Here is a 17240-nt window from a genome sequence, read left to right on the forward strand (position 1 = left end):
TTCCATGCCCTCTTCCCAGCACGCTGACACCCAACGTTCCCCGTTCACCCTGCGCAGCCTGCGCCGCGCCGTCCTCGCCTGCTCGCTGCTGGCGGTCTGCGCCAGCACGCTGGCGCAGAGCTTCGATGAAGAATTCGACGACGAGGAGAAGCCCTGGCAGGAAATCGCCGTGCATCTGCCTCCCACACCGCAGGAGAAGAACCTGGCCGAGTTCTACCTCAGCCCGCAAGCCACCATGAAGGCCTATGTCGACCTGAACTCGGTCTCCATCGGTACCGACAAGGTGGTGCGCTATACGGTCGTGACCAAGACCGAAGGCGGTGCGGTGAACGTGATCTACGAAGGCATGCGCTGCGAGACCTGGGAAAAGAAGACCTACGCCTTCGGCCACACGGATGGCACATGGTCACGCTCGCGCCGCGACAAATGGCAGCCGATTCGCGATATTGGCGTCAATCGCATCGACGGTGCGCTGTTCAGGGATTATTTCTGCGAAGGCAAGATGATTGCCGACAACGAGAACCTCAGCAGCATCCTCAGCCGCCTGAAGTCCCAGACCCGCCTCGATCCGGTGCGTCGCTGATTGCCTCAAGGAGCCCGGACCGGGCAACAAAAAACGCGGCCTCGGCCGCGTTTTTCTTTACATCATTTACATCATTTATATCGTATAAATGATTTATACGATAGGCGATGAATCATCCATCCGGCGCAGGTCGGCGCGGCGCCGTCACAGCAACACCAGGTTGTCCCGATGCACCAGTTCCGGTTCCTCGACGAAGCCCAGGATGGCCTGGATCTCGGCAGATGGATGGCGGATGATGCGGCGCGCATCCGAGCTGTTGTAGTTGCTCATGCCACGGGCGATGGCGCGACCGCTCTCGTCCACGCAGGTGATCACATCGCCCCGGCCAAATTCGCCCGACACTTCCACCACACCAATGGGCAGCAGGGACTTGCCCTCCAGGCTCAGCTTCTGCACCGCACCGGCATCGAGCACCACACGACCGGCGGTCTTGAGGTGGTCAGCCATCCATTGCTTGCGCGCGGTCAGTTGCGCGGTCTCGGCATTGAGCTGGGTGCCGATGGCTTCACCGGCCGCCAGGCGCGTCAAGACCTGCTCTTCACGGCCCCAGGCGATCACGGTATGGGCGCCGGAGGTGGCGGCGCGCTTGGCCGCCAGAATCTTGGTCAGCATGCCGCCACGGCCGATGCCGGTACCGGTACCGCCTGCGATCAGCTCCAGCGACGGATCGCCGGCACGCGCTTCGGAAATGAGGGTAGCCGTCGGATCCTTGCGCGGATCGGCGGTGAACAGGCCCGGCTGGTCGGTGAGGATGATGAGCGCTTCGGCTTCGATCAGGTTGGCCACCAGCGCACCCAGGGTGTCGTTGTCGCCGAACTTGATTTCATCGGTGACCACCGTGTCATTCTCGTTGATGACCGGCACCACCCCCAGTTGCAACAGGGCGAACAGGGTGGAGCGGGCATTGAGGTAGCGTTCGCGGTCGGCCAGGTCGGCGTGGGTCAGCAGCACCTGAGCAGTGTGCAGGTCATGCTTGCGGAAACTCGTTTCGTAGATCTGCGCCAGGCCCATCTGCCCGACGGCGGCGCAAGCCTGCAGGTGATGGATGCCGGTCGGGCGCTTGTCGAAGCCCAGACGCTGCATACCTTCGGCGACCGCGCCGGAGCTGACCAGCACCACTTCCTTGCCGAGCGCGCGCAGTTGCGCGATCTGTTCGGCCCAGCGGGCGATGGCGTTGGCGTCCAGGCCCTTGCCATCATTGGTGACCAGGGAAGAGCCCACCTTGATGATGAGTCGCTTGGCGCGTTGAATGACCGATTGCATAGTGTTCCGGGTTCTGATTCTTCTGGGAGCGGGAGGAAATTCCGACAGGCAGAGATGATAGCCCGAACCGCCCCCGCGCGCAGCCCCGGCAGGGGCTACGCAAGAGAGGAATCAGTCCAGGACCTTGAAACGCGGATCGTCCGGATCGATGCTGGAGATGGCGCGGGCTTCCTCGGTCATCTGCGTTTCTTCCGAACGGTGCTCTTCGGCACGCTTGGTTTCCAGGTACTTGTAGATCTCGTTGATGAGTTCTTCGCAGCCATCGCGGTTCAGGGCCGAGATCTCGAAGACCGGGCCCTTCCAGCCGAAGCGCTTGACGAAATCCTTCACCCGCTTGGCGCGCTCGGCCTCGGGCACCACGTCCAGCTTGTTCAGGACCAGCCAGCGCGGCTTGTCGAACAGGGACTGGTCGTATTTCTTCAGTTCCTGGACGATGGCCTTGGCTTCCTTGACCGGATCGACTTCATCATTGAAGGGCGCCAGGTCGACGATGTGCAGCAGCAGACCGGTACGCTGGAGGTGGCGCAGGAACTGCACGCCCAGACCGGCACCATCGGCAGCCCCTTCGATCAAGCCGGGAATGTCGGCGATCACGAAGCTCTTCTCGTGGCTCACGCGCACCACACCCAGATTGGGGTGCAGCGTCGTGAAGGGATAGTCGGCGATCTTGGGACGCGCGTTGGAGACAGCCGTGATGAAAGTCGACTTGCCCGCATTGGGCATGCCCAACAGACCCACATCGGCCAGCACCTTCAGTTCCAGACGCAGTTCGCGGCGCTCGCCTTCCTTGCCTTCGGTCTTTTGACGCGGGGCGCGGTTGGTGGAGGTCTTGAAGTGGATGTTGCCCCAGCCGCCCTCACCGCCCTTGGCCAGCATCACGGTCTGGCCGTGGAAGGTCAGGTCGGCGATGTGCTCGCCGGTGTTGATGTCGACGATGAGCGTACCCACCGGCATGCGCAGGTAGACGTCATCGGCACCCTTGCCGTAGCAGTCCGAGCCACGACCGTTCTCGCCGCGACCGGCACGGTGCAGCTTGGCGTAGCGGTAGTCGATCAGGGTGTTGACGTTGCGGTCGGCCACGGCCCAGATGGTGCCGCCCTTGCCGCCGTCGCCGCCGTCGGGACCGCCGAAGGGGCGGAATTTCTCGCGGCAGAAGCTGGCGACGCCGTTGCCGCCATCGCCTGCCACGACTTCAATACGTGCTTCGTCGATGAATTTCATGATTTGGACGCCTCATGGGACATGGGAGCCGCTAACAAAACGTCGATACCTGCCCGGTCAGGGTCAGGCCCCACCCCTGCACTTGCCATGCAAGCCGAGGCTCGGCGCTTTGTTGACGGCTCTTCAAAAATCAAAAAGGCTCCACCACCGGCAGAGCCTTTTTTATGCCTGGTTCCGGGCGAACCCGGATGACAGGAACGCTTACGCCGGAACGACGGTAGCGTATTGACGCTGTTGCAGGCCCTTGACAACGAACTTGACCTTGCCGTCCTTCAGGGCGAACAGAGTGTGGTCCTTGCCGACGCCGACGTTTTCGCCAGCGTGGACGCGGGTGCCGCGTTGACGGACGATGATGCCGCCAGCGTTGATCACTTGGCCGCCATAAACCTTGACGCCCAGGCGTTTCGATTCTGAGTCACGGCCGTTGCGCGTAGTGCCGCCGCCTTTTTTGTGTGCCATTTAAAACTCCTTGATGACTTTGGATGAGCAGTTCGTTCAGTGCAACGCTTAAGCGTTGATCGAGACGATTTGCAGTTCGGTGTAGTTCTGACGATGGCCTTGACGCTTTTGGTAGTGCTTGCGACGACGCATCTTGAAGATGCGGACCTTGTCATGGCGACCTTGTGCTACCACAGTAGCCAGCACCGTAGCACCTGCGACCAGCGGCGCACCGAACTTCACGGTTTCGCCTGCGCCCACTGCGAGCACTTGATCCAAAGTGATTTCGGAGCCAATGTCAGCCGGTATCTGTTCTACTTTGAGTTTTTCGCCAGCAGCAACTTTGTATTGTTTGCCGCCGGTTTTTATGACCGCGTACATGTGAAACCTCACGAATGAATGAATAAGAACGATTTTTCCCTTGCCGCGCCCGTCAAAAACCCATGGCGAAACAGGAAAACCGCAAATTATACAGGCACTTAGCTGCACGGTCAAAAGACTTGACACTTTGCCGGGCCTCTGTACAACAGAGTTTCCGGGCGGACAAGGAACAGGGGCGCCCCTGTCAGCCACCCCGCTCGGGACGCATGTTTTCATTTCGACAAGGCAAAAGCGGCATCATCTGGCCTGAGGCACTTTGGCGTGGCACTGCCTTGTCGTCGTATAATCCGGGCAATAACCATTTCCCACAGGTTCCGCCTTGTCTGCCGCCGTACAAACCGCTTCGCAACAAACCATCCTGCATCCGATCGTCGCCGACATGGAGGCGGTCAACGCAGTCATCCGTCGGCAGCTGTATTCGGAAGTGCCGCTGGTCAACCAGGTCGCCGAATACATCATCAGTGCGGGCGGCAAGCGCCTGCGCCCGGTGCTGGTCGTGCTCATTGCCAATGCCTTCGGCTACAAGGGCGAGCATCATCATGCGCTGGCGGCGGTGATCGAATTCATTCATACCGCCACCCTGCTGCATGACGATGTGGTCGACGAATCGTCGTTGCGTCGTGGCAAGCAGACCGCCAATGCGATGTTTGGCAATGCGGCCTCGGTGCTGGTGGGTGACTTCCTGTATTCGCGCGCCTTCCAGATGATGGTGGCGGTGGGCAATCCGCGCGTGATGGAAATCGTGGCCGATGCCACCAACGTCATCGCCGAGGGCGAGGTGTTGCAGCTGCTCAACATGCACAATCCGGATGTGGACGAGGCGGGCTACCTGCAGGTGATCCGTTCAAAGACCGCCAAGCTGTTCGAGGCGGCCAGCCAGATTGGTGCGCTCATTGCCGGCGCCGACGAGGCGGGCATTGAAGCCGCTGGCGAATATGGCCGTTCCATCGGCACCGCCTTCCAGCTGATCGACGACGTGTTGGATTATTCCGGCAACAGCGCCGAGATCGGCAAGAACGTCGGTGACGACCTGCGCGAAGGCAAGCCCACGCTGCCGCTGATCTGGCTGATGCAGCATGGTACGCCGCAGCAACGCGAGCTGGTGCGCACCTGCATCGAGAATGGTGACGAGCAGCATTTCGACGAAGTGCTGTCGGCCATCACCCATTCCGGCGCCCTGGCCTATACGCGCGAACAGGCGGAAATCGCTGCGCGACGGGCTGCGGACGCAATTATTTCACTTCCGGATAGCCAATTCAAAAAATCCCTGTTAGAATTATCGGCTTTCGCAGTAGATCGAAATCACTGACTTAGATCTCACTCGACGGGGTGTAGCTTAGCCTGGTAGAGCGCTACGTTCGGGACGTAGAGGCCGGAGGTTCGAATCCTCTCACCCCGACCAGAATTACCCAAGCAAAAACAGCGAGTTATTGAACTCGCTGTTTTTCTTTGTGCGTCCCGCCTGCATCCTCTGTGTCCAGCCCCATCAGGGGCCAGACCGATTTCTGCCTGTTTTTTCACATCCACCACCGACAATTTCCTGCCCCGCCCGAGGTACCAGCCTGAGCGCCCGGAACACGGCCCTTTCCTTCATATCGGCGCAGGACCAGGCTTGCCCGCCAGCCGGCGCCGCACACTGTCGCGGATCGGCACTTCGCAATACCGATAGGACACATACGCCAGGATCACTGCCAGCCCCATCGCCGCCAGAATATGGAGCAATGGTCCCTCGCCGTTCCTGGTGACCAGTTGCAGCAAAGGGATATGCCACAGGTAGATGCCATAGGAGAGGATGCCGGTGCGCACCATCAGCTTTGCCGACAGCAGTTGCTGCATCACGGCCCTGCGCTCGCAGTCGAGCGCCGCAATCAGCAAGGCGCCACCCGCACCGATCAGAGTCGGACCGAATACGCTGCTCAAGGGCGCCAGCCACACGATGCTGGCAGCAACCGCGGCAACCCCAGCCAGCACCGCACCGATGCCCGGACGCCAGCCGCGACGCACGGCAACCGCCGCGGCACATCCATAGAGCAGGGAATCGAGTCGCTCCAGGCTGCCTGCATAGAGCATGAGCCTGACCTGCTCGCCGAAGAACACGAACAGCAAGGCGCGCCAGCACAGCACCGCCACGCAGAGTGCCAGCACCGCCTTGATGAAGCCGGGCGCCTGCAGGCGTCGGAGCAACAGCAGCATCAGCGGTGGCCAGACCAGATAGAAATGCTCCTCCACCGCCAGCGACCAGGTATGTCCGAATCCGGCCAGATGGTGGCCACTGAAGATGGCGGCGTAATTGGCCGTATAAGTCACGGCAAACAAGCCATTGAAAGCAGCGCGCCGCTGCCCCTCCGCCAGAAACGCCACGCCCGCGACCACCACCACGATCACCAGCGCCGGTGCCAGGCGCGCGAAGCGCCGCAGGTAGAACGGCACCAGCGCCAGTCGCCCTTCCCGGGCAAACTCATCCCATAACAAACCGGTAATCAGATAACCCGACAGCGCAAAGAAGATGCCAACGCCAACACCGCCCAGATTGAATTGCTTGAACAGATTGGTATGTTCCAGCAACACCAGCAAGATGGCCACCGCCCTGACACCATCGAGCCACGGCCGATAGCCGGTGAAACGCGCGGCGCCTGCCCCACTCTCCGACATGACCGGGATACTCATGCCACACCTCCATGGTTGACCAGGGTCGCAGCACGGCGCTGCAAGCCCGTCGATGCGCAAGACTGCGCGACCACGGGGTGGCCTGCGCTACCGGACGCATCATGTGCGCATGGGCTGAAATGAATGTGCATGGCGTTTATGGCGCAATTCGTCCGCGCTCTTGAGCAGATCTGCCGATCTGACACAGGTGGAAGGAAATTCGGGATAGGGACCGATATCTCGACGACGCATTGCCACAGAAAAACATTGCCGCATGGCCTTCAGCCGGCACCCGAATACTTAACAAAAATGAATGAGTCGCGGCGCTATTCTATGTTGCGAAGCACGCCGACCACAAGCGACGCTGACAGGGTCGAGGCGATAGCCTCGCAATCCCGTCGACAGCGCCTGTTGCGATAATCCACTGAAAGTCGGCGCGGCAACTAGTTCCGCAGAAAATGCAGGAGCGAAGCGCCAGCAGGCTGGCCGGAGAGGAGAACAAGCCCCAGGAAGATGTTCACGTCGAACATCAATGCGGTGTGTAGATGAAGATGGCCGATCCGGCCAGAGATGCGCTTGATGAGAGAGCCGCAGCCAGCTCAGCTGGCCGTCCACTCTCCATCGAGCGCCGGGTCAAGATTGTCGATCACCGCCCTGGCCCAGCCCATGCCGCGCTCGATGGCCAGTCCGGCGCTCTCGAAACGCCCCGGCAACTGGCGGCGCGGAAAGAGGGCCGGCGCCATTGCACTGCCGTGGACAATGTGCACGTCACTCACCTCCCACAGACCTTGTGCGCCGCTACAGCGCAGCGAAATGTGGAAGCCCTTGTACTGCTCCTGATGGTGGACCGGAGCTTGCATATTTTTTTTCTTTCGCAAAACCGATCATGTGAGCGCAGGCCAGCGCCTTGGGCGTGCCGCAGGGCATCAGGCGACGCGACGCCACAGCATCACGCCGCTCCAAGCTCAGCGGCGGCGGAAGCCCGGACGCGGGCCGCTGGGGCCGCGCTGTTCCAGGTGACGGAAGATGATGCGCCCCTTGTTCAGGTCATAGGGGGACAGTTCCAGCGTAACCTTGTCGCCCGCCAGGATCTTGATGAAATTCTTCTTCATGCGACCAGCCGTGTAGGCGATCAGCGAGTGGCCGTTGTCCAGCGCCACGCGGAAACGGGAGTCAGGGAGGACTTCGGAGACTTGTCCTTGCATTTCGATCAGTTCTTCTTTTGCCATTTTCTCTTTCTTGTGCGTGAGCGCGCGACCTCCAGCGAGGAAGGGCTCGGGGATTTGCATTCTCTGGCTTTGACGACTGGCCACGCCAAGTGGAGGCCGGGAGCGTTAAGGTCGGAGGACAGTTGACCGCGCACGCGGCGAAGCCGGCAGCGCTGGTGCTTTACTCGGGGAAGCGGATGAAGATGCGAATCACGCGGATTGCAGGGTGCTGGTACGACAAGGCGCGTGGGGATCAGGATTTCCGCTCGGTTCTTGAGCGATCCGTGCATTATACGCGATTTTTGCCCCTCCCGCCAATGCACCTCACTGCCCGCCCTGCTGCGGCTTATCTACGCCATTGCACAATCGATATCGATTCATCGATGCCGCAGATAAACAAAACCGCGCCGCACGCCTTCGTCGAAAAAAAACGCCACCGCAAAGGTGGCGCAAAAAACTGCCAGAGATTCTGCAAAACCAGATAAATCATTTATATCATTTCTGCATTTCACGCCGTGGAGCGGCAGTCATCAGCGTTCGATGGTGCGGCTCCAGCGGGTATTCCACACCGCGCGATTCTTGTTGATCTCATCCCAATCCACCGCCCGGGCCGCCTTGACGAAAGCGTTCATGCGGGTCTGCTCGGCGGCTGCCGCGCCACTGACCTGGACCTTGGTATTGGTCGGGTTGTAGTTGCCATTTTCCAGCGCCAGCGCCTGGGCCTGCGGCGAGAGCAGATAGGCCGCCAACTCCTGTGACAGTTGCGGCTCGCTGTTGTTGGCGATCACGCACTGCGCCACCATCAGCACGATGGCACCTTCCTTGGGCTGCACGTATTCCACGGGCACGCCCTTGCTCTTGAGGAGCGTGGAGAGTGTGGGCGTATAGGGGAACAGCGCGGCTTCGCCGGTCTGTGCCATCTCGGAAATCTTGGCCGAATTGGCGATGTACTCCAGCACATTGGGACCGATGGTCTTGGGCCAGGCCTTGAAGCCCGGATCGACATTGGCATCGGTGCCGCCCTTGATCTGGTTGAAGGCGAGGAAGGCATGCAGCCCGAAGGTGGACGAGGGCAGCGACTGAAACACCACGCGCCCCTTCAACTTGGGATCGGCCAGATCCAGCCAAGAGGTCGGCGGCGCCCAGCCCTTCTCGGCATAGACCTTGGTGTTGTAGGCCAGGCCGGTGACGCTGATGGTCACACCGGTGGCCATGTCATCCTTGATGTGCGCCACCGGCAGCAGGTCGGCCAGGTTGGGATTGGGCTTCTGCTTCTCGCACAGCCCCATGCCGACGGCGCGGGCCATCACGCCATCGTCCAGAAACATTAGGTGCATCTGCGGCTTGTCCCTGGCGGCCTGGGCCTTGGCCAGGATGTCGGCCGAACCGCCCGGCACCACGGCGATCTTGACGTTGTATTTCTGCTCGAAGGGACCGAACACCGCCTGCGTAAAGGTCTTCTCCATGTTGCCGCCATTCATGCCGACATACAGCGTACGGGTCTGTGCCTGCACCTGTAATCCGGCGCTGGCGGTGGCCAGCAGGAGTCCGAGGGCAGCGGTGCGGGAGAGCGACATCATGAGATCTTCCTTTCAGGGTGGGAGGACAACAGGTCGACGACAGCGGCACGCGCCGGGAGGAAGCGGCCGATCGAGAAAGCATCCAGCGCAATGGTGCTGCGTCCGTGCAGCACCAGTTCGGCCAGCGCTTCGCCGGCTGCCGGACCGATCTGGAAACCGGCACCGCAGAAGCCGAAGCCATGCAGCAGGCCCAGTTGCGTAGTGCTGGGGCCGATCACCGGATGCTGGTCCGGCAGGTAGCCTTCCACACCGCTCCAGGTCCGGATGATGTGTACATGGCGCAGTGCCGGCAGCAGGGCCGCCGCCTGCGGCAGCAGACCGAGGATGGAATCATGCGAGGCGCGGGCGCGCTGCTCATCGAGCACATAGCCACGTCCGCCGCCCAGCACCACGTTGCCGCGCGCCACCTGGCGGCAATAGATGGAGCCTCCCTCCACACCCAGGCTCCAGGGCAGGAAGTGCGCAATCGGTTCGGTGACCACCATGCTGGGGTGGCCGCTGGTCAGTGGCACGGTTTCGCCAAAGGCTTGCGCCACGCGGTTGGCCCAGGCCCCGGCACAGTTGATGAGGACTTCCGCGCGGACCTGCAGGGTACTTTCCCCATGTCGCGCTTCGGCCACGAAGTCGCGACCATCATGGCCGACCTGCAGCACTTCGCAGCGCTCGACGATGGTCGCACCGGCGGCCTCGGCAGCGCGTGCGAAGGCCGGTGAGATCAGGCGCGGATTGGCCTGGCCATCTTCCGGACACAGCGAGCCACCGACTGCCGCGCCGCCCAGCCAGGGACATTGTTGGCGCAGGCGCTCACCGCTGATGAGTTCGATGCCCAGGCCATAAGGACGGCTCAGTTCGGCATAGCGCGCCAGTGACTGCATGTCGGCCTCGCTGCGGGCCAGCTTGAAGTGACCGCTGCGTTCGTATTCGCCGGTGGTGCCGATCAGGTCCTGGAGCTGGCCCCAGATCTCATGCGCCCGCTGCGACAGCGGCAGTTGCACTTCGGGCCGCCCCTGGCGCCGTACGCCGCCATAGTTGATACCGCTGGAGCGTGCACCACACAGGTCGCGCTCCAGCACGGTCACGCGACGTCCGGCCTTGGCCAGCACCAGCGCAGCGGAGGCGCCGACGATGCCGCCGCCGATGATGAGGACTTCGGTGGCAAGAGTTTTCATGAGGCATCTTCCTGGACAGGCAGCGCGATCACCCGCGCCGGGACAGGCTCGGGAGCGGGCACGTGCATGCCCAGGGGAATCGGCTTGATCGGCGCCTGCCCGCGCAGGCGTCCCACTTGCGACACCGGCAGGCCGGCCGCGTGAGCCAGGATTTCGGTCGCAGCCGCGCCGCACATGCGGCCCTGGCAACGGCCCATCCCCACCCGCGTGAGCGCCTTGAGCCGGTTCATTTCCGTGGCCCCCTGCTGACGCACGGCGGCGCGCAATTCACCGGCCCGGATGTTCTCGCACCGGCACACCACCAGATCATCCGGCGCAGTGGCCGCCCAACGTTCGGGGAAGGGAAATGCGCGTTCCAGCCCGAGACGGAACGCACCGATACGCGCCAGCTCCGCCTCGATCTGCGCCACCCGTGCTGCATCGACTGCGACGCCACGATCCTGCAACAGCGCCAGCGCGGCACGTTCGCCGGCCAGTTCAGCCGCATCCGCGCCCATGATGCCGGCACCGTCACCGGCCAGGTAGACGCCGGGCACGCTGCTGCGGGTGCTGGCGTCGCGCACCGGCAGATGCGCGCGCTGCAGGGCATCGAACTGGAAGCGGCAACCCAGCAGGTCGGCCAGTTGCGTTTCCGACCGCAGTGCATAGCCGAAGCCCACGGCATCGCATGCGATGCGCTGCTCGGGGCCGGGCTTGCCGCCCGCGCCTGCCAGATGCTCGCGACGCCAGGCCAGTGCCTGCACACGTGTATCGCCTTCCACGCGCAACACTCGCGCGTGCGAATGCACCGGCACGCCATGCAGGCGGAGCCAGGCAAGGTAGTAGATGCCCTTGGCCAGCAACGCGGGCTGCCCCAGCATGGCCGGCAGTGCGGCGATGCGGTCGGTCAGGCTGCTGCTGTCGAGTACCGCCGCCACATGCGCGCCGGCCTTGGCATATTGATAGGCCACCAGATAGAGCAGCGGGCCATTGCCGGCCAGTACCACCGAGCGGCCGATGGCACAGCCCTGGAACTTCAACGCGACCTGCGCACCACCCAGCGTGTAGACGCCCGGCGTGGTCCAGCCAGGGAATGGCAGCACGCGATCAGTGGCCCCGGTGGCCACGATGATGTCTTCCCAGACCAGGGTGGAGGCCGATTGTGCGCCGCCATCCATCAGATCCAGCAAACCCGGCTGGGCATTCCAGACCAGGGTGTCGGGCCGGTAATCGACGGCCTCGCGCAAGGTGTCGAAGGTATCGTGGACCGATTGCGCGCGGCTGGCCTCGAAGCCATACAGCGTCTTGCGGCTGCGCAGGAATCCGCGCGGTGGCTGGCGATAGATCTGGCCGCCTGCGCGCGCGGCTTCATCGATGACGACCGGACGCAGGCCGTGTGCCAACAGCGTCTGGGCCGCGCGCACACCGGCCGGACCGGCACCGACGATGACGGGAGCACGGCGGCTCATGCGGTCTCCCCCTGCCCGCTCAGCAACTGCATGCCGGCGCGGATGAAAGTGGAACAGGCGCGCAAGCGCTCACCGTTATCGGTGGCGATCCAGCAATCCTGGCAAGCGCCCATCATGCAGAATCCGGCCCGCGGCTGGCCGCTGAATTCATTGCGACGCAGGCTGCCCGCGTTGGTCAGCACGGCGGTCAGCACGGTGTCGCCTTCGAGCGCGGTGGCCGGACGGCCGTCCAGGGTGAAGCTGACCGTGGCGCGATCACGCTCGGCCAGCCGCACCAGCTGGGCCTGTGACGGGGAGGAGGTCGGCGTCATGAACGTCCCACCAGCACGCGGTCCAGGCCATAGACCCGGTCCAGGATGATCATCGCCACCGCCGTGATGCCCACCATCAGCGCCGACACCGCCGCCATCATCGGATCAATCGATTCGGTGGCATACATGTACATGCGCACCGGCAGCGTCACCGTCGAGGGCGCCGTCACGAAGATGGACATGGTGACTTCATCGAAACTGTTGATGAAGGCCAGCAGCCAGCCACCGGTGATGCCGGGCAGGATCATCGGCAGCGTGATGCGCAACAATACCTTCGTGCGCGAAGCGCCCAGCGACAGCGCCGCCTGCTCGGCACTGCGATCAAAACCGATCAGGGCGGCCATGATGAGGCGCATGGTATAGGGCGTCACCACCAGCGAGTGCGCCAGCACCAGCCAGCCGAAGTTGCCGGCGCCGCCCACCACCGAGAACAGCTGCAGCAGCGCCACGCCCAGCACCAGGTGCGGAATGATGAGCGGTGACAGGAACAGCCCCTGCAACATGCCCGACCAGCGATGCGGATAGCGCACCAGCGCCATGGCCGCCGGTATGGCCAGCCCGGTGGAGATGGTGGCGGCGGCCAGGGCCAGCCACAGGCTGTTCCAGAAGGAAGTCACGAAATCGGGGAATTCAAACACTGCCTTGAACCAGCGCAGCGAGAATTCCGGTCCGTTCATGGTCAGGGTGTTTTCGGGGGTGAAGGCGATCACGCACACCACCAGGATCGGCGCCAGCGTGAAGAGGATCACCAGCGCATTGAAGCACAATGCAATCGGTCCGTTCTTGTTCATGGTTCAGCCCAGCGCTTTCTTGTAGCGGCGTTCGATCATGCGGTTCCAGCCCAGCATGATGACCAGGTTGGCCACCAGCAGCAGCAGCGCGATGGCTGCGCCCAGTGGCCAGTTCAGTTCGTGCAGGTATTCGTCGTAGATGATGGTGGCCATCATCTTCAGACGCCGTCCGCCCAGGAGGCCCGGAATGGCAAAGGAACTGGCCGAGAGGCCAAAGACGATCAGGCTGCCCGATAAGATGCCGGGCATGATCTGCGGCAGCACGATACGACGCAGCACGGTCATGGGCGAGGCGCCCAGCGACAGCGCGGCATTGGCCACGCCTGCGTCGAGCTTCTGCAGCGAGGTCCACACCGGGATCACCATGAAGGGCAACATCACATGCACCAGCGCAATGACAATGGCCGTCTCCGTATAGAGCAGCTTGACCCGGGCAAAGCCCAGTGCGGCCAGCGTGCCGTTGATGAGTCCTTCGGGACCGAGCAGCATGCTCCAGCCGAAGGCGCGCACCACCACCGAGATCATCAGCGGGGCCAGCACCACCAGCAGCATGACGGAGCGCCATGGCTTGCGCATGCGGTTGAGGATGTAGGCTTCGGGCGCGCCCACCACGATGCAGATCAGCGTGACCAGGCCCGAGATCCACAGCGTGCGCCAAAAGATGCCGTAGTAGTACGGATCGGTCAGCACCGCATAGTAGTGCTCCAGCGTGAAGGTGCCGGCCTTGGGGCCGGTCTCGGCATCATAGGCGTTGAAGGACAGCACCAGGGTCAGCACCAGCGGCACCAGCAGCATCACCGTGCACAGCAGGATGGCCGGGGCCGACATCAGCCAGGGCAGGCTGCGCTGGCCGGGGACCTTGCTGCTGTCGCCGGGGGCCACCGCGGGTGGCGCCACGGAAGTCGTGCCGGCCGCGCTCATGCCGTCACCTGTTCATCGCTGCGGGCGGTGGAGACCAGGCGCAGACTGTAGTCGCTCCACGCCAGGCCGACGGCAGCGCCCTGCTCCAGCGCCTCGGCGCCATCGTTGGCCGACAGCACCGACAGCAGACCCAGCGGCGTCTGCACTTCATACATCCACTGGCTGCCGAGGAAGAAACGGCGCACCACGTCGCCATTGCAGCGGCCCTGGCCGGGCGCGGTACAGCGGATCTTTTCCGGACGCAGGCCGAGCACCACGCGGCCACCGCCGCGCAGGCCGGTATCGCTACTCTCCAGGGACAGCATCATGCCACCCACGGCGATATCGGCGCGCTCGCCGGCCGCACCGACCACCTGACCCTCGAGCAGATTGGCCTTGCCCACGAAGGTGGAAATGAAGCGATTGGCCGGATGCTCATACACGTTCAGAGGACGCCCGACCTGGGTGATGTGACCGGCCTCCATCACCACCACGCGATCACTGATGGACATGGCTTCGCTCTGGTCGTGCGTGACCATGATGGTGGTGGTGCCGACCTTGCGCTGGATGTCGCGCAGCTCGAACTGCATTTCTTCACGCAGCTTGGCGTCGAGGTTGGACAAGGGTTCGTCCAGCAGCAGCACGGGCGGTGCGATCACCAGCGCACGCGCCAGGGCCACCCGCTGGCGCTGGCCGCCGGACAGTTCGCGCGGATAGCGGGCACCGTGTTTTTCGAGATGCACCAGGGCCAGGGCCTGCGCTACGCGGTCACGTTTTTCCGCCCGGCCGCACTTGCGCATCTCCAGGCCAAAGGCCACGTTCTGCTCCACCGTCATGTGCGGGAACAGCGCATAGGTCTGGAACACGATACCCAGGCCACGGCTGTTGGGCCTGGCGTGCGTGATGTCGCGTCCGTCCAGTTCGATGCGGCCGCCGCTGACGGCTTCGAAACCGGCAATCATCTGCAGGGTGGTGGTCTTGCCGCAGCCCGAGGGCCCCAGCAGGGAGATGAACTCGCCCTTTTCCACCGTGAGGTTGAAACCCGATACCGCCTGGGTATCACCATAGAACTTACTGACATTGGTCAGCGTAAGAAATGACATTGCAAGCTCCCTGTCGCAAGGTTCGGGCGCTGCACGGCTGGCGGGCTTGTCGGCCGGCGGGCGCTCCGATGCATTCTTTCAAGTACGCCACCGCGGCGCTGAGCGAGGTGGGTGGCGCGTCTCCTGTTTCGTTATTGATGCAATTTCGGTGCCAATTCTGCTATCGTATTTCGACTGTCAGGAAATTTTTTATATTTATTCCGTTCAACGAAATACATCGGCGGACCGACCACCACCGATTCCACCCAGCAGACAAAGTCCCCTCATGAGCGAGCACAACGACCAGGCCGCAGCGGCCAGCGCCCCAGCCTCCCTACCGGTCAACGGCATCCAGCGCACCTTCGCGGTGTTGCGTGCCTTGGCCGATGCACCACCACAAGGCATGCGCGTGACCCAGGTGGCCAAGGCCATCGGTCTGACCCAGGGCACCACGCACCGGCTGCTGCAATCGCTGGCCGTCGAAGGCGTGGTGGAGCAGGATGAGCGCAGCAAGCTGTACCGCCTGGGCATGGACCTGTTCGCCCTGGCCGCGCGTGCCGGCAATGCCTCGGATGTGCGCAGCCTGTGCCGTCCGGCCCTGCTGCGGCTGTGCGGCAGCCTGGGCGATACGGTCTTCCTGCTGCTGCGCTCGCGCTTCGATGCGGTGTGCGTGGACCGCGTCGATGGCCCTTTCCCGATCCGCGCCTTCACCGGCGACATCGGCGGACGCGTGGCGCTGGGTGTGGGACAGGGAGCACTGGCCATCCTCGCCTTCCTGCCGGAAGAAGAACGCGAGGAAGTGATCCGCTACAACGTGCCGCGCCTGCGCGAGTTCGGTGTCTATGACGAGGTCTACCTGCGTACCGAGATCGAACGGGTGCGGGAAACCGGCTACGCGGCACGCCAGGCCGGTTTGCTCGATGGCATGGCGGGCCTGGGCGTGCCGCTGTTCGATGCTGCCGGCGGCATCGTCGGCGCCTTGAGCGTGGGCACGCTGACCTCGCGTCTGACCGAGGAACGGCTACCCACCGTGGTGCAGATGCTGCAGCGGGAAGCGGCAGCCCTGTCGCGCCGGATCAATCCCTTCGATCCTGCCTTGCGCCGGCCCATGCACCAGGCCAATCCGGGGGAGCCGCAAGCATGACCTCGCCCGCCTCTGCCCTTGCCCCCGTGCTGCTGATCAAGTCAGGCGGTGCTGCCGCGCTGGCCGAGTGGCGCGCCAGCTTTGATGAATTCGCGCCCGGGCTGGGCCTCGAAGTGCGCGCCTGGGACGATCCGGAAGTCGATCCGGCGCGTGTGCAGTTCGTGCTGGTGTGGCAGCCCGAAGCGGGAAGACTGGCGCAGTTTCCCAATCTGAAGGCCATCCTCAGTGCGGCAGCCGGCGTGGATCACATCCTCGCCGACCCGCACCTGCCGGAGCTGCCCATCGTGCGCATGGTCACCCCCGAAACCCAGCAGCGCATGGCCGAATTCACGCTCATGAGCAGCCTGATGCTGTTGAAGGACATGCCACGCATCATCGCCCAGCAGGCGCGCGCCGAGTGGCGCGAATTCTCCACCCCGCGCACCGCGCGCGAAACCCGGGTGGGCGTACTGGGTCTGGGTGCGCTGGGCCTGTCGGCGGCACGCATACATGCGGCGGTCGGTTTCGAGACGGCCGGCTGGGCGCGCTCGCCGCGCAGCGAAGAGGGTCTGGCCTGCTTTGCCGGCGCCGAGGCGCTGCCGGCCTTCCTGGCCCGAACCGACCTCCTGATCTGCCTGCTGCCCGAGACCGCCGACACCCGCCACATCATCGATGCCGGGCTGCTAAGCCAGTTACCCAAGGGGGCGGCGGTCATCAACGTCGGACGCGGCAGCCACGTCTGCCTGCCCGACCTGCTGGCCGCGCTCGACAGCGCTCACTTGTCGGCTGCGGTGCTGGACGTATTCGAGGAAGAACCGCTGCCTGCCGGGGCCGCCGTGTGGCGGCATCCGCGCGTACTGGTCACACCCCATGCAGCGGCCACCCCCTCGCGGCGCGAGCGCGCACGACAGGCGGCGGTGGCGATGGCGGCCGTGCTCAACGGCCTGCCGCCACCGCATCTCTACGATCGCGCACGGGGTTACTGAGGAGCAAGTCGGGACCGCACGGCTTGCGGGATACGCCCCCATCGTCTAGACTTTGGCGCTTGCTGGCCGCCCTGGCTTGCCTGTCGTGATGACAGGTGAACAGGCCCGCC

At 63.6% G+C, this 17240-nt stretch carries 19 protein-coding genes and 1 tRNA gene; 6 read left to right on the forward strand and 14 right to left on the reverse strand.

Annotated elements, in window-relative coordinates:
• Window positions 1-4: 4 nt before the first annotated feature.
• Window positions 5-583 carry a CNP1-like family protein gene (locus HWE01_RS07130; protein ID WP_241821424.1) on the forward strand — a complete coding sequence of 193 codons (579 nt, stop codon included), beginning with the start codon at window positions 5-7 and terminating at the stop codon, window positions 581-583.
• Between the two features lie 144 nt (window positions 584-727).
• On the opposite strand, the gene proB is transcribed toward HWE01_RS07130, so the two are convergent.
• The 4 genes from proB to rplU all read right to left on the reverse strand — a co-directional run bounded on the left by proB (window position 728) and on the right by rplU (window position 3886).
• Window positions 728-1846: a glutamate 5-kinase gene (gene proB, locus HWE01_RS07135; RefSeq protein ID WP_008334624.1), complete on the reverse strand. Its 1119-nt coding sequence runs from the start codon at window positions 1844-1846 to the stop codon at window positions 728-730.
• A gap of 111 nt (window positions 1847-1957) precedes the next feature.
• Window positions 1958-3067 carry a GTPase ObgE gene (obgE, locus tag HWE01_RS07140; RefSeq protein ID WP_008334622.1) on the reverse strand — a complete coding sequence of 370 codons (1110 nt, stop codon included), beginning with the start codon at window positions 3065-3067 and terminating at the stop codon, window positions 1958-1960.
• Between the two features lie 201 nt (window positions 3068-3268).
• Entirely contained in the window at window positions 3269-3526 is a 258-nt protein-coding gene (gene rpmA, locus HWE01_RS07145; protein WP_013232410.1) for a 50S ribosomal protein L27, read from the reverse strand.
• Between the two features lie 48 nt (window positions 3527-3574).
• Window positions 3575-3886, reverse strand: a complete 312-nt coding sequence (gene rplU, locus HWE01_RS07150) for a 50S ribosomal protein L21 (RefSeq protein ID WP_006713215.1) — start codon at window positions 3884-3886, stop codon at window positions 3575-3577.
• Window positions 3887-4265: 379 nt separating this feature from the next.
• Here rplU and ispB point away from each other — a divergent pair, with 379 nt between their 5' ends.
• Both ispB and HWE01_RS07160 read left to right on the forward strand, forming a co-directional pair.
• Window positions 4266-5195 carry an octaprenyl diphosphate synthase gene (gene ispB, locus HWE01_RS07155; RefSeq protein ID WP_175342997.1) on the forward strand — a complete coding sequence of 310 codons (930 nt, stop codon included), beginning with the start codon at window positions 4266-4268 and terminating at the stop codon, window positions 5193-5195.
• Window positions 5196-5211: 16 nt separating this feature from the next.
• Window positions 5212-5288, forward strand: a tRNA-Pro gene (locus HWE01_RS07160).
• A 188-nt stretch (window positions 5289-5476) separates the two neighbouring features.
• Here the strand turns inward: HWE01_RS07160 and HWE01_RS07165 are convergent.
• The 3 genes from HWE01_RS07165 to infA form a co-directional block, all read right to left on the reverse strand.
• Entirely contained in the window at window positions 5477-6553 is a 1077-nt protein-coding gene (locus HWE01_RS07165; protein WP_241821425.1) for an acyltransferase family protein, read from the reverse strand.
• Between the two features lie 578 nt (window positions 6554-7131).
• Window positions 7132-7392, reverse strand: a complete 261-nt coding sequence (locus HWE01_RS07170) for a hypothetical protein (protein WP_034351615.1) — start codon at window positions 7390-7392, stop codon at window positions 7132-7134.
• Window positions 7393-7497: 105 nt separating this feature from the next.
• Window positions 7498-7761: a translation initiation factor IF-1 gene (gene infA, locus HWE01_RS07175; protein WP_006713209.1), complete on the reverse strand. Its 264-nt coding sequence runs from the start codon at window positions 7759-7761 to the stop codon at window positions 7498-7500.
• A 122-nt stretch (window positions 7762-7883) separates the two neighbouring features.
• Between infA and HWE01_RS07180 the strand changes: the two genes are divergently transcribed.
• On the forward strand, window positions 7884-8225 hold the full coding sequence (locus HWE01_RS07180) for a hypothetical protein (protein ID WP_241821426.1): 342 nt from the start codon (window positions 7884-7886) through the stop codon (window positions 8223-8225).
• 45 nt (window positions 8226-8270) lie between these two features.
• On the opposite strand, the gene HWE01_RS07185 is transcribed toward HWE01_RS07180, so the two are convergent.
• From HWE01_RS07185 to HWE01_RS07215, 7 genes are read right to left on the reverse strand one after another with little or no spacing between them, the layout of a single operon-like run.
• Complete coding sequence (locus tag HWE01_RS07185) at window positions 8271-9320, reverse strand: ABC transporter substrate-binding protein (protein ID WP_241821427.1); 1050 nt, start codon at window positions 9318-9320, stop codon at window positions 8271-8273.
• The gene (locus HWE01_RS07190; protein WP_008334608.1) at window positions 9317-10489 is read right to left on the reverse strand and encodes an NAD(P)/FAD-dependent oxidoreductase; all 1173 of its coding nucleotides are present in this window, start codon (window positions 10487-10489) and stop codon (window positions 9317-9319) included. The genes HWE01_RS07185 and HWE01_RS07190 overlap by 4 nt, the downstream gene beginning before the upstream one ends.
• On the reverse strand, window positions 10486-11937 hold the full coding sequence (locus HWE01_RS07195) for an NAD(P)/FAD-dependent oxidoreductase (protein WP_241821428.1): 1452 nt from the start codon (window positions 11935-11937) through the stop codon (window positions 10486-10488). The genes HWE01_RS07190 and HWE01_RS07195 overlap by 4 nt, the downstream gene beginning before the upstream one ends.
• Complete coding sequence (locus tag HWE01_RS07200; RefSeq protein WP_008334604.1) at window positions 11934-12248, reverse strand: (2Fe-2S)-binding protein; 315 nt, start codon at window positions 12246-12248, stop codon at window positions 11934-11936. The genes HWE01_RS07195 and HWE01_RS07200 overlap by 4 nt, the downstream gene beginning before the upstream one ends.
• Window positions 12245-13039 carry an ABC transporter permease gene (locus HWE01_RS07205; RefSeq protein ID WP_008334602.1) on the reverse strand — a complete coding sequence of 265 codons (795 nt, stop codon included), beginning with the start codon at window positions 13037-13039 and terminating at the stop codon, window positions 12245-12247. The genes HWE01_RS07200 and HWE01_RS07205 overlap by 4 nt, the downstream gene beginning before the upstream one ends.
• A 3-nt stretch (window positions 13040-13042) precedes the next feature.
• Window positions 13043-13960, reverse strand: a complete 918-nt coding sequence (locus HWE01_RS07210) for an ABC transporter permease (RefSeq protein WP_502798424.1) — start codon at window positions 13958-13960, stop codon at window positions 13043-13045.
• Window positions 13957-15042, reverse strand: coding sequence for an ABC transporter ATP-binding protein (locus HWE01_RS07215; protein WP_008334600.1), 1086 nt, complete (start codon window positions 15040-15042; stop codon window positions 13957-13959). The genes HWE01_RS07210 and HWE01_RS07215 overlap by 4 nt, the downstream gene beginning before the upstream one ends.
• Window positions 15043-15307: 265 nt before the next feature.
• Here HWE01_RS07215 and HWE01_RS07220 point away from each other — a divergent pair, with 265 nt between their 5' ends.
• Window positions 15308-16165, forward strand: a complete 858-nt coding sequence (locus HWE01_RS07220) for an IclR family transcriptional regulator (RefSeq protein ID WP_008334598.1) — start codon at window positions 15308-15310, stop codon at window positions 16163-16165.
• Window positions 16162-17130, forward strand: coding sequence for a 2-hydroxyacid dehydrogenase (locus HWE01_RS07225; RefSeq protein WP_008334596.1), 969 nt, complete (start codon window positions 16162-16164; stop codon window positions 17128-17130). Before HWE01_RS07220 ends, HWE01_RS07225 begins: the two co-directional genes overlap by 4 nt.
• The last annotated feature ends 110 nt before the right edge of the window (window positions 17131-17240 follow it).

The sequence above is a fragment of the Herbaspirillum sp. C7C8 genome (assembly GCF_022627875.1).
GTDB lineage: Bacteria > Pseudomonadota > Gammaproteobacteria > Burkholderiales > Burkholderiaceae_D > Herbaspirillum.

Bases quoted from the DNA above. Each gene is read 5' to 3' on its own strand.
- HWE01_RS07205 (WP_008334602.1), bottom strand. From the start codon at position 13,039: ATGAACAAGAACGGACCGATTGCATTGTGCTTCAATGCGCTGGTGATC.
- HWE01_RS07190 (WP_008334608.1), bottom strand. From the start codon at position 10,489: ATGAAAACTCTTGCCACCGAAGTCCTCATCATCGGCGGCGGCATCGTC.
- proB (WP_008334624.1), bottom strand. From the start codon at position 1,846: ATGCAATCGGTCATTCAACGCGCCAAGCGACTCATCATCAAGGTGGGC.
- HWE01_RS07220 (WP_008334598.1), top strand. From the start codon at position 15,308: ATGAGCGAGCACAACGACCAGGCCGCAGCGGCCAGCGCCCCAGCCTCC.
- HWE01_RS07170 (WP_034351615.1), bottom strand. From the start codon at position 7,392: ATGCAAGCTCCGGTCCACCATCAGGAGCAGTACAAGGGCTTCCACATT.
- HWE01_RS07200 (WP_008334604.1), bottom strand. From the start codon at position 12,248: ATGACGCCGACCTCCTCCCCGTCACAGGCCCAGCTGGTGCGGCTGGCC.
- infA (WP_006713209.1), bottom strand. From the start codon at position 7,761: ATGGCAAAAGAAGAACTGATCGAAATGCAAGGACAAGTCTCCGAAGTC.
- HWE01_RS07225 (WP_008334596.1), top strand. From the start codon at position 16,162: ATGACCTCGCCCGCCTCTGCCCTTGCCCCCGTGCTGCTGATCAAGTCA.
- HWE01_RS07215 (WP_008334600.1), bottom strand. From the start codon at position 15,042: ATGTCATTTCTTACGCTGACCAATGTCAGTAAGTTCTATGGTGATACC.
- HWE01_RS07195 (WP_241821428.1), bottom strand. From the start codon at position 11,937: ATGAGCCGCCGTGCTCCCGTCATCGTCGGTGCCGGTCCGGCCGGTGTG.
- ispB (WP_175342997.1), top strand. From the start codon at position 4,266: ATGGAGGCGGTCAACGCAGTCATCCGTCGGCAGCTGTATTCGGAAGTG.
- HWE01_RS07165 (WP_241821425.1), bottom strand. From the start codon at position 6,553: ATGAGTATCCCGGTCATGTCGGAGAGTGGGGCAGGCGCCGCGCGTTTC.
- obgE (WP_008334622.1), bottom strand. From the start codon at position 3,067: ATGAAATTCATCGACGAAGCACGTATTGAAGTCGTGGCAGGCGATGGC.
- HWE01_RS07210 (WP_502798424.1), bottom strand. From the start codon at position 13,960: ATGAGCGCGGCCGGCACGACTTCCGTGGCGCCACCCGCGGTGGCCCCC.
- rpmA (WP_013232410.1), bottom strand. From the start codon at position 3,526: ATGGCACACAAAAAAGGCGGCGGCACTACGCGCAACGGCCGTGACTCA.
- HWE01_RS07185 (WP_241821427.1), bottom strand. From the start codon at position 9,320: ATGATGTCGCTCTCCCGCACCGCTGCCCTCGGACTCCTGCTGGCCACC.
- rplU (WP_006713215.1), bottom strand. From the start codon at position 3,886: ATGTACGCGGTCATAAAAACCGGCGGCAAACAATACAAAGTTGCTGCT.
- HWE01_RS07130 (WP_241821424.1), top strand. From the start codon at position 5: ATGCCCTCTTCCCAGCACGCTGACACCCAACGTTCCCCGTTCACCCTG.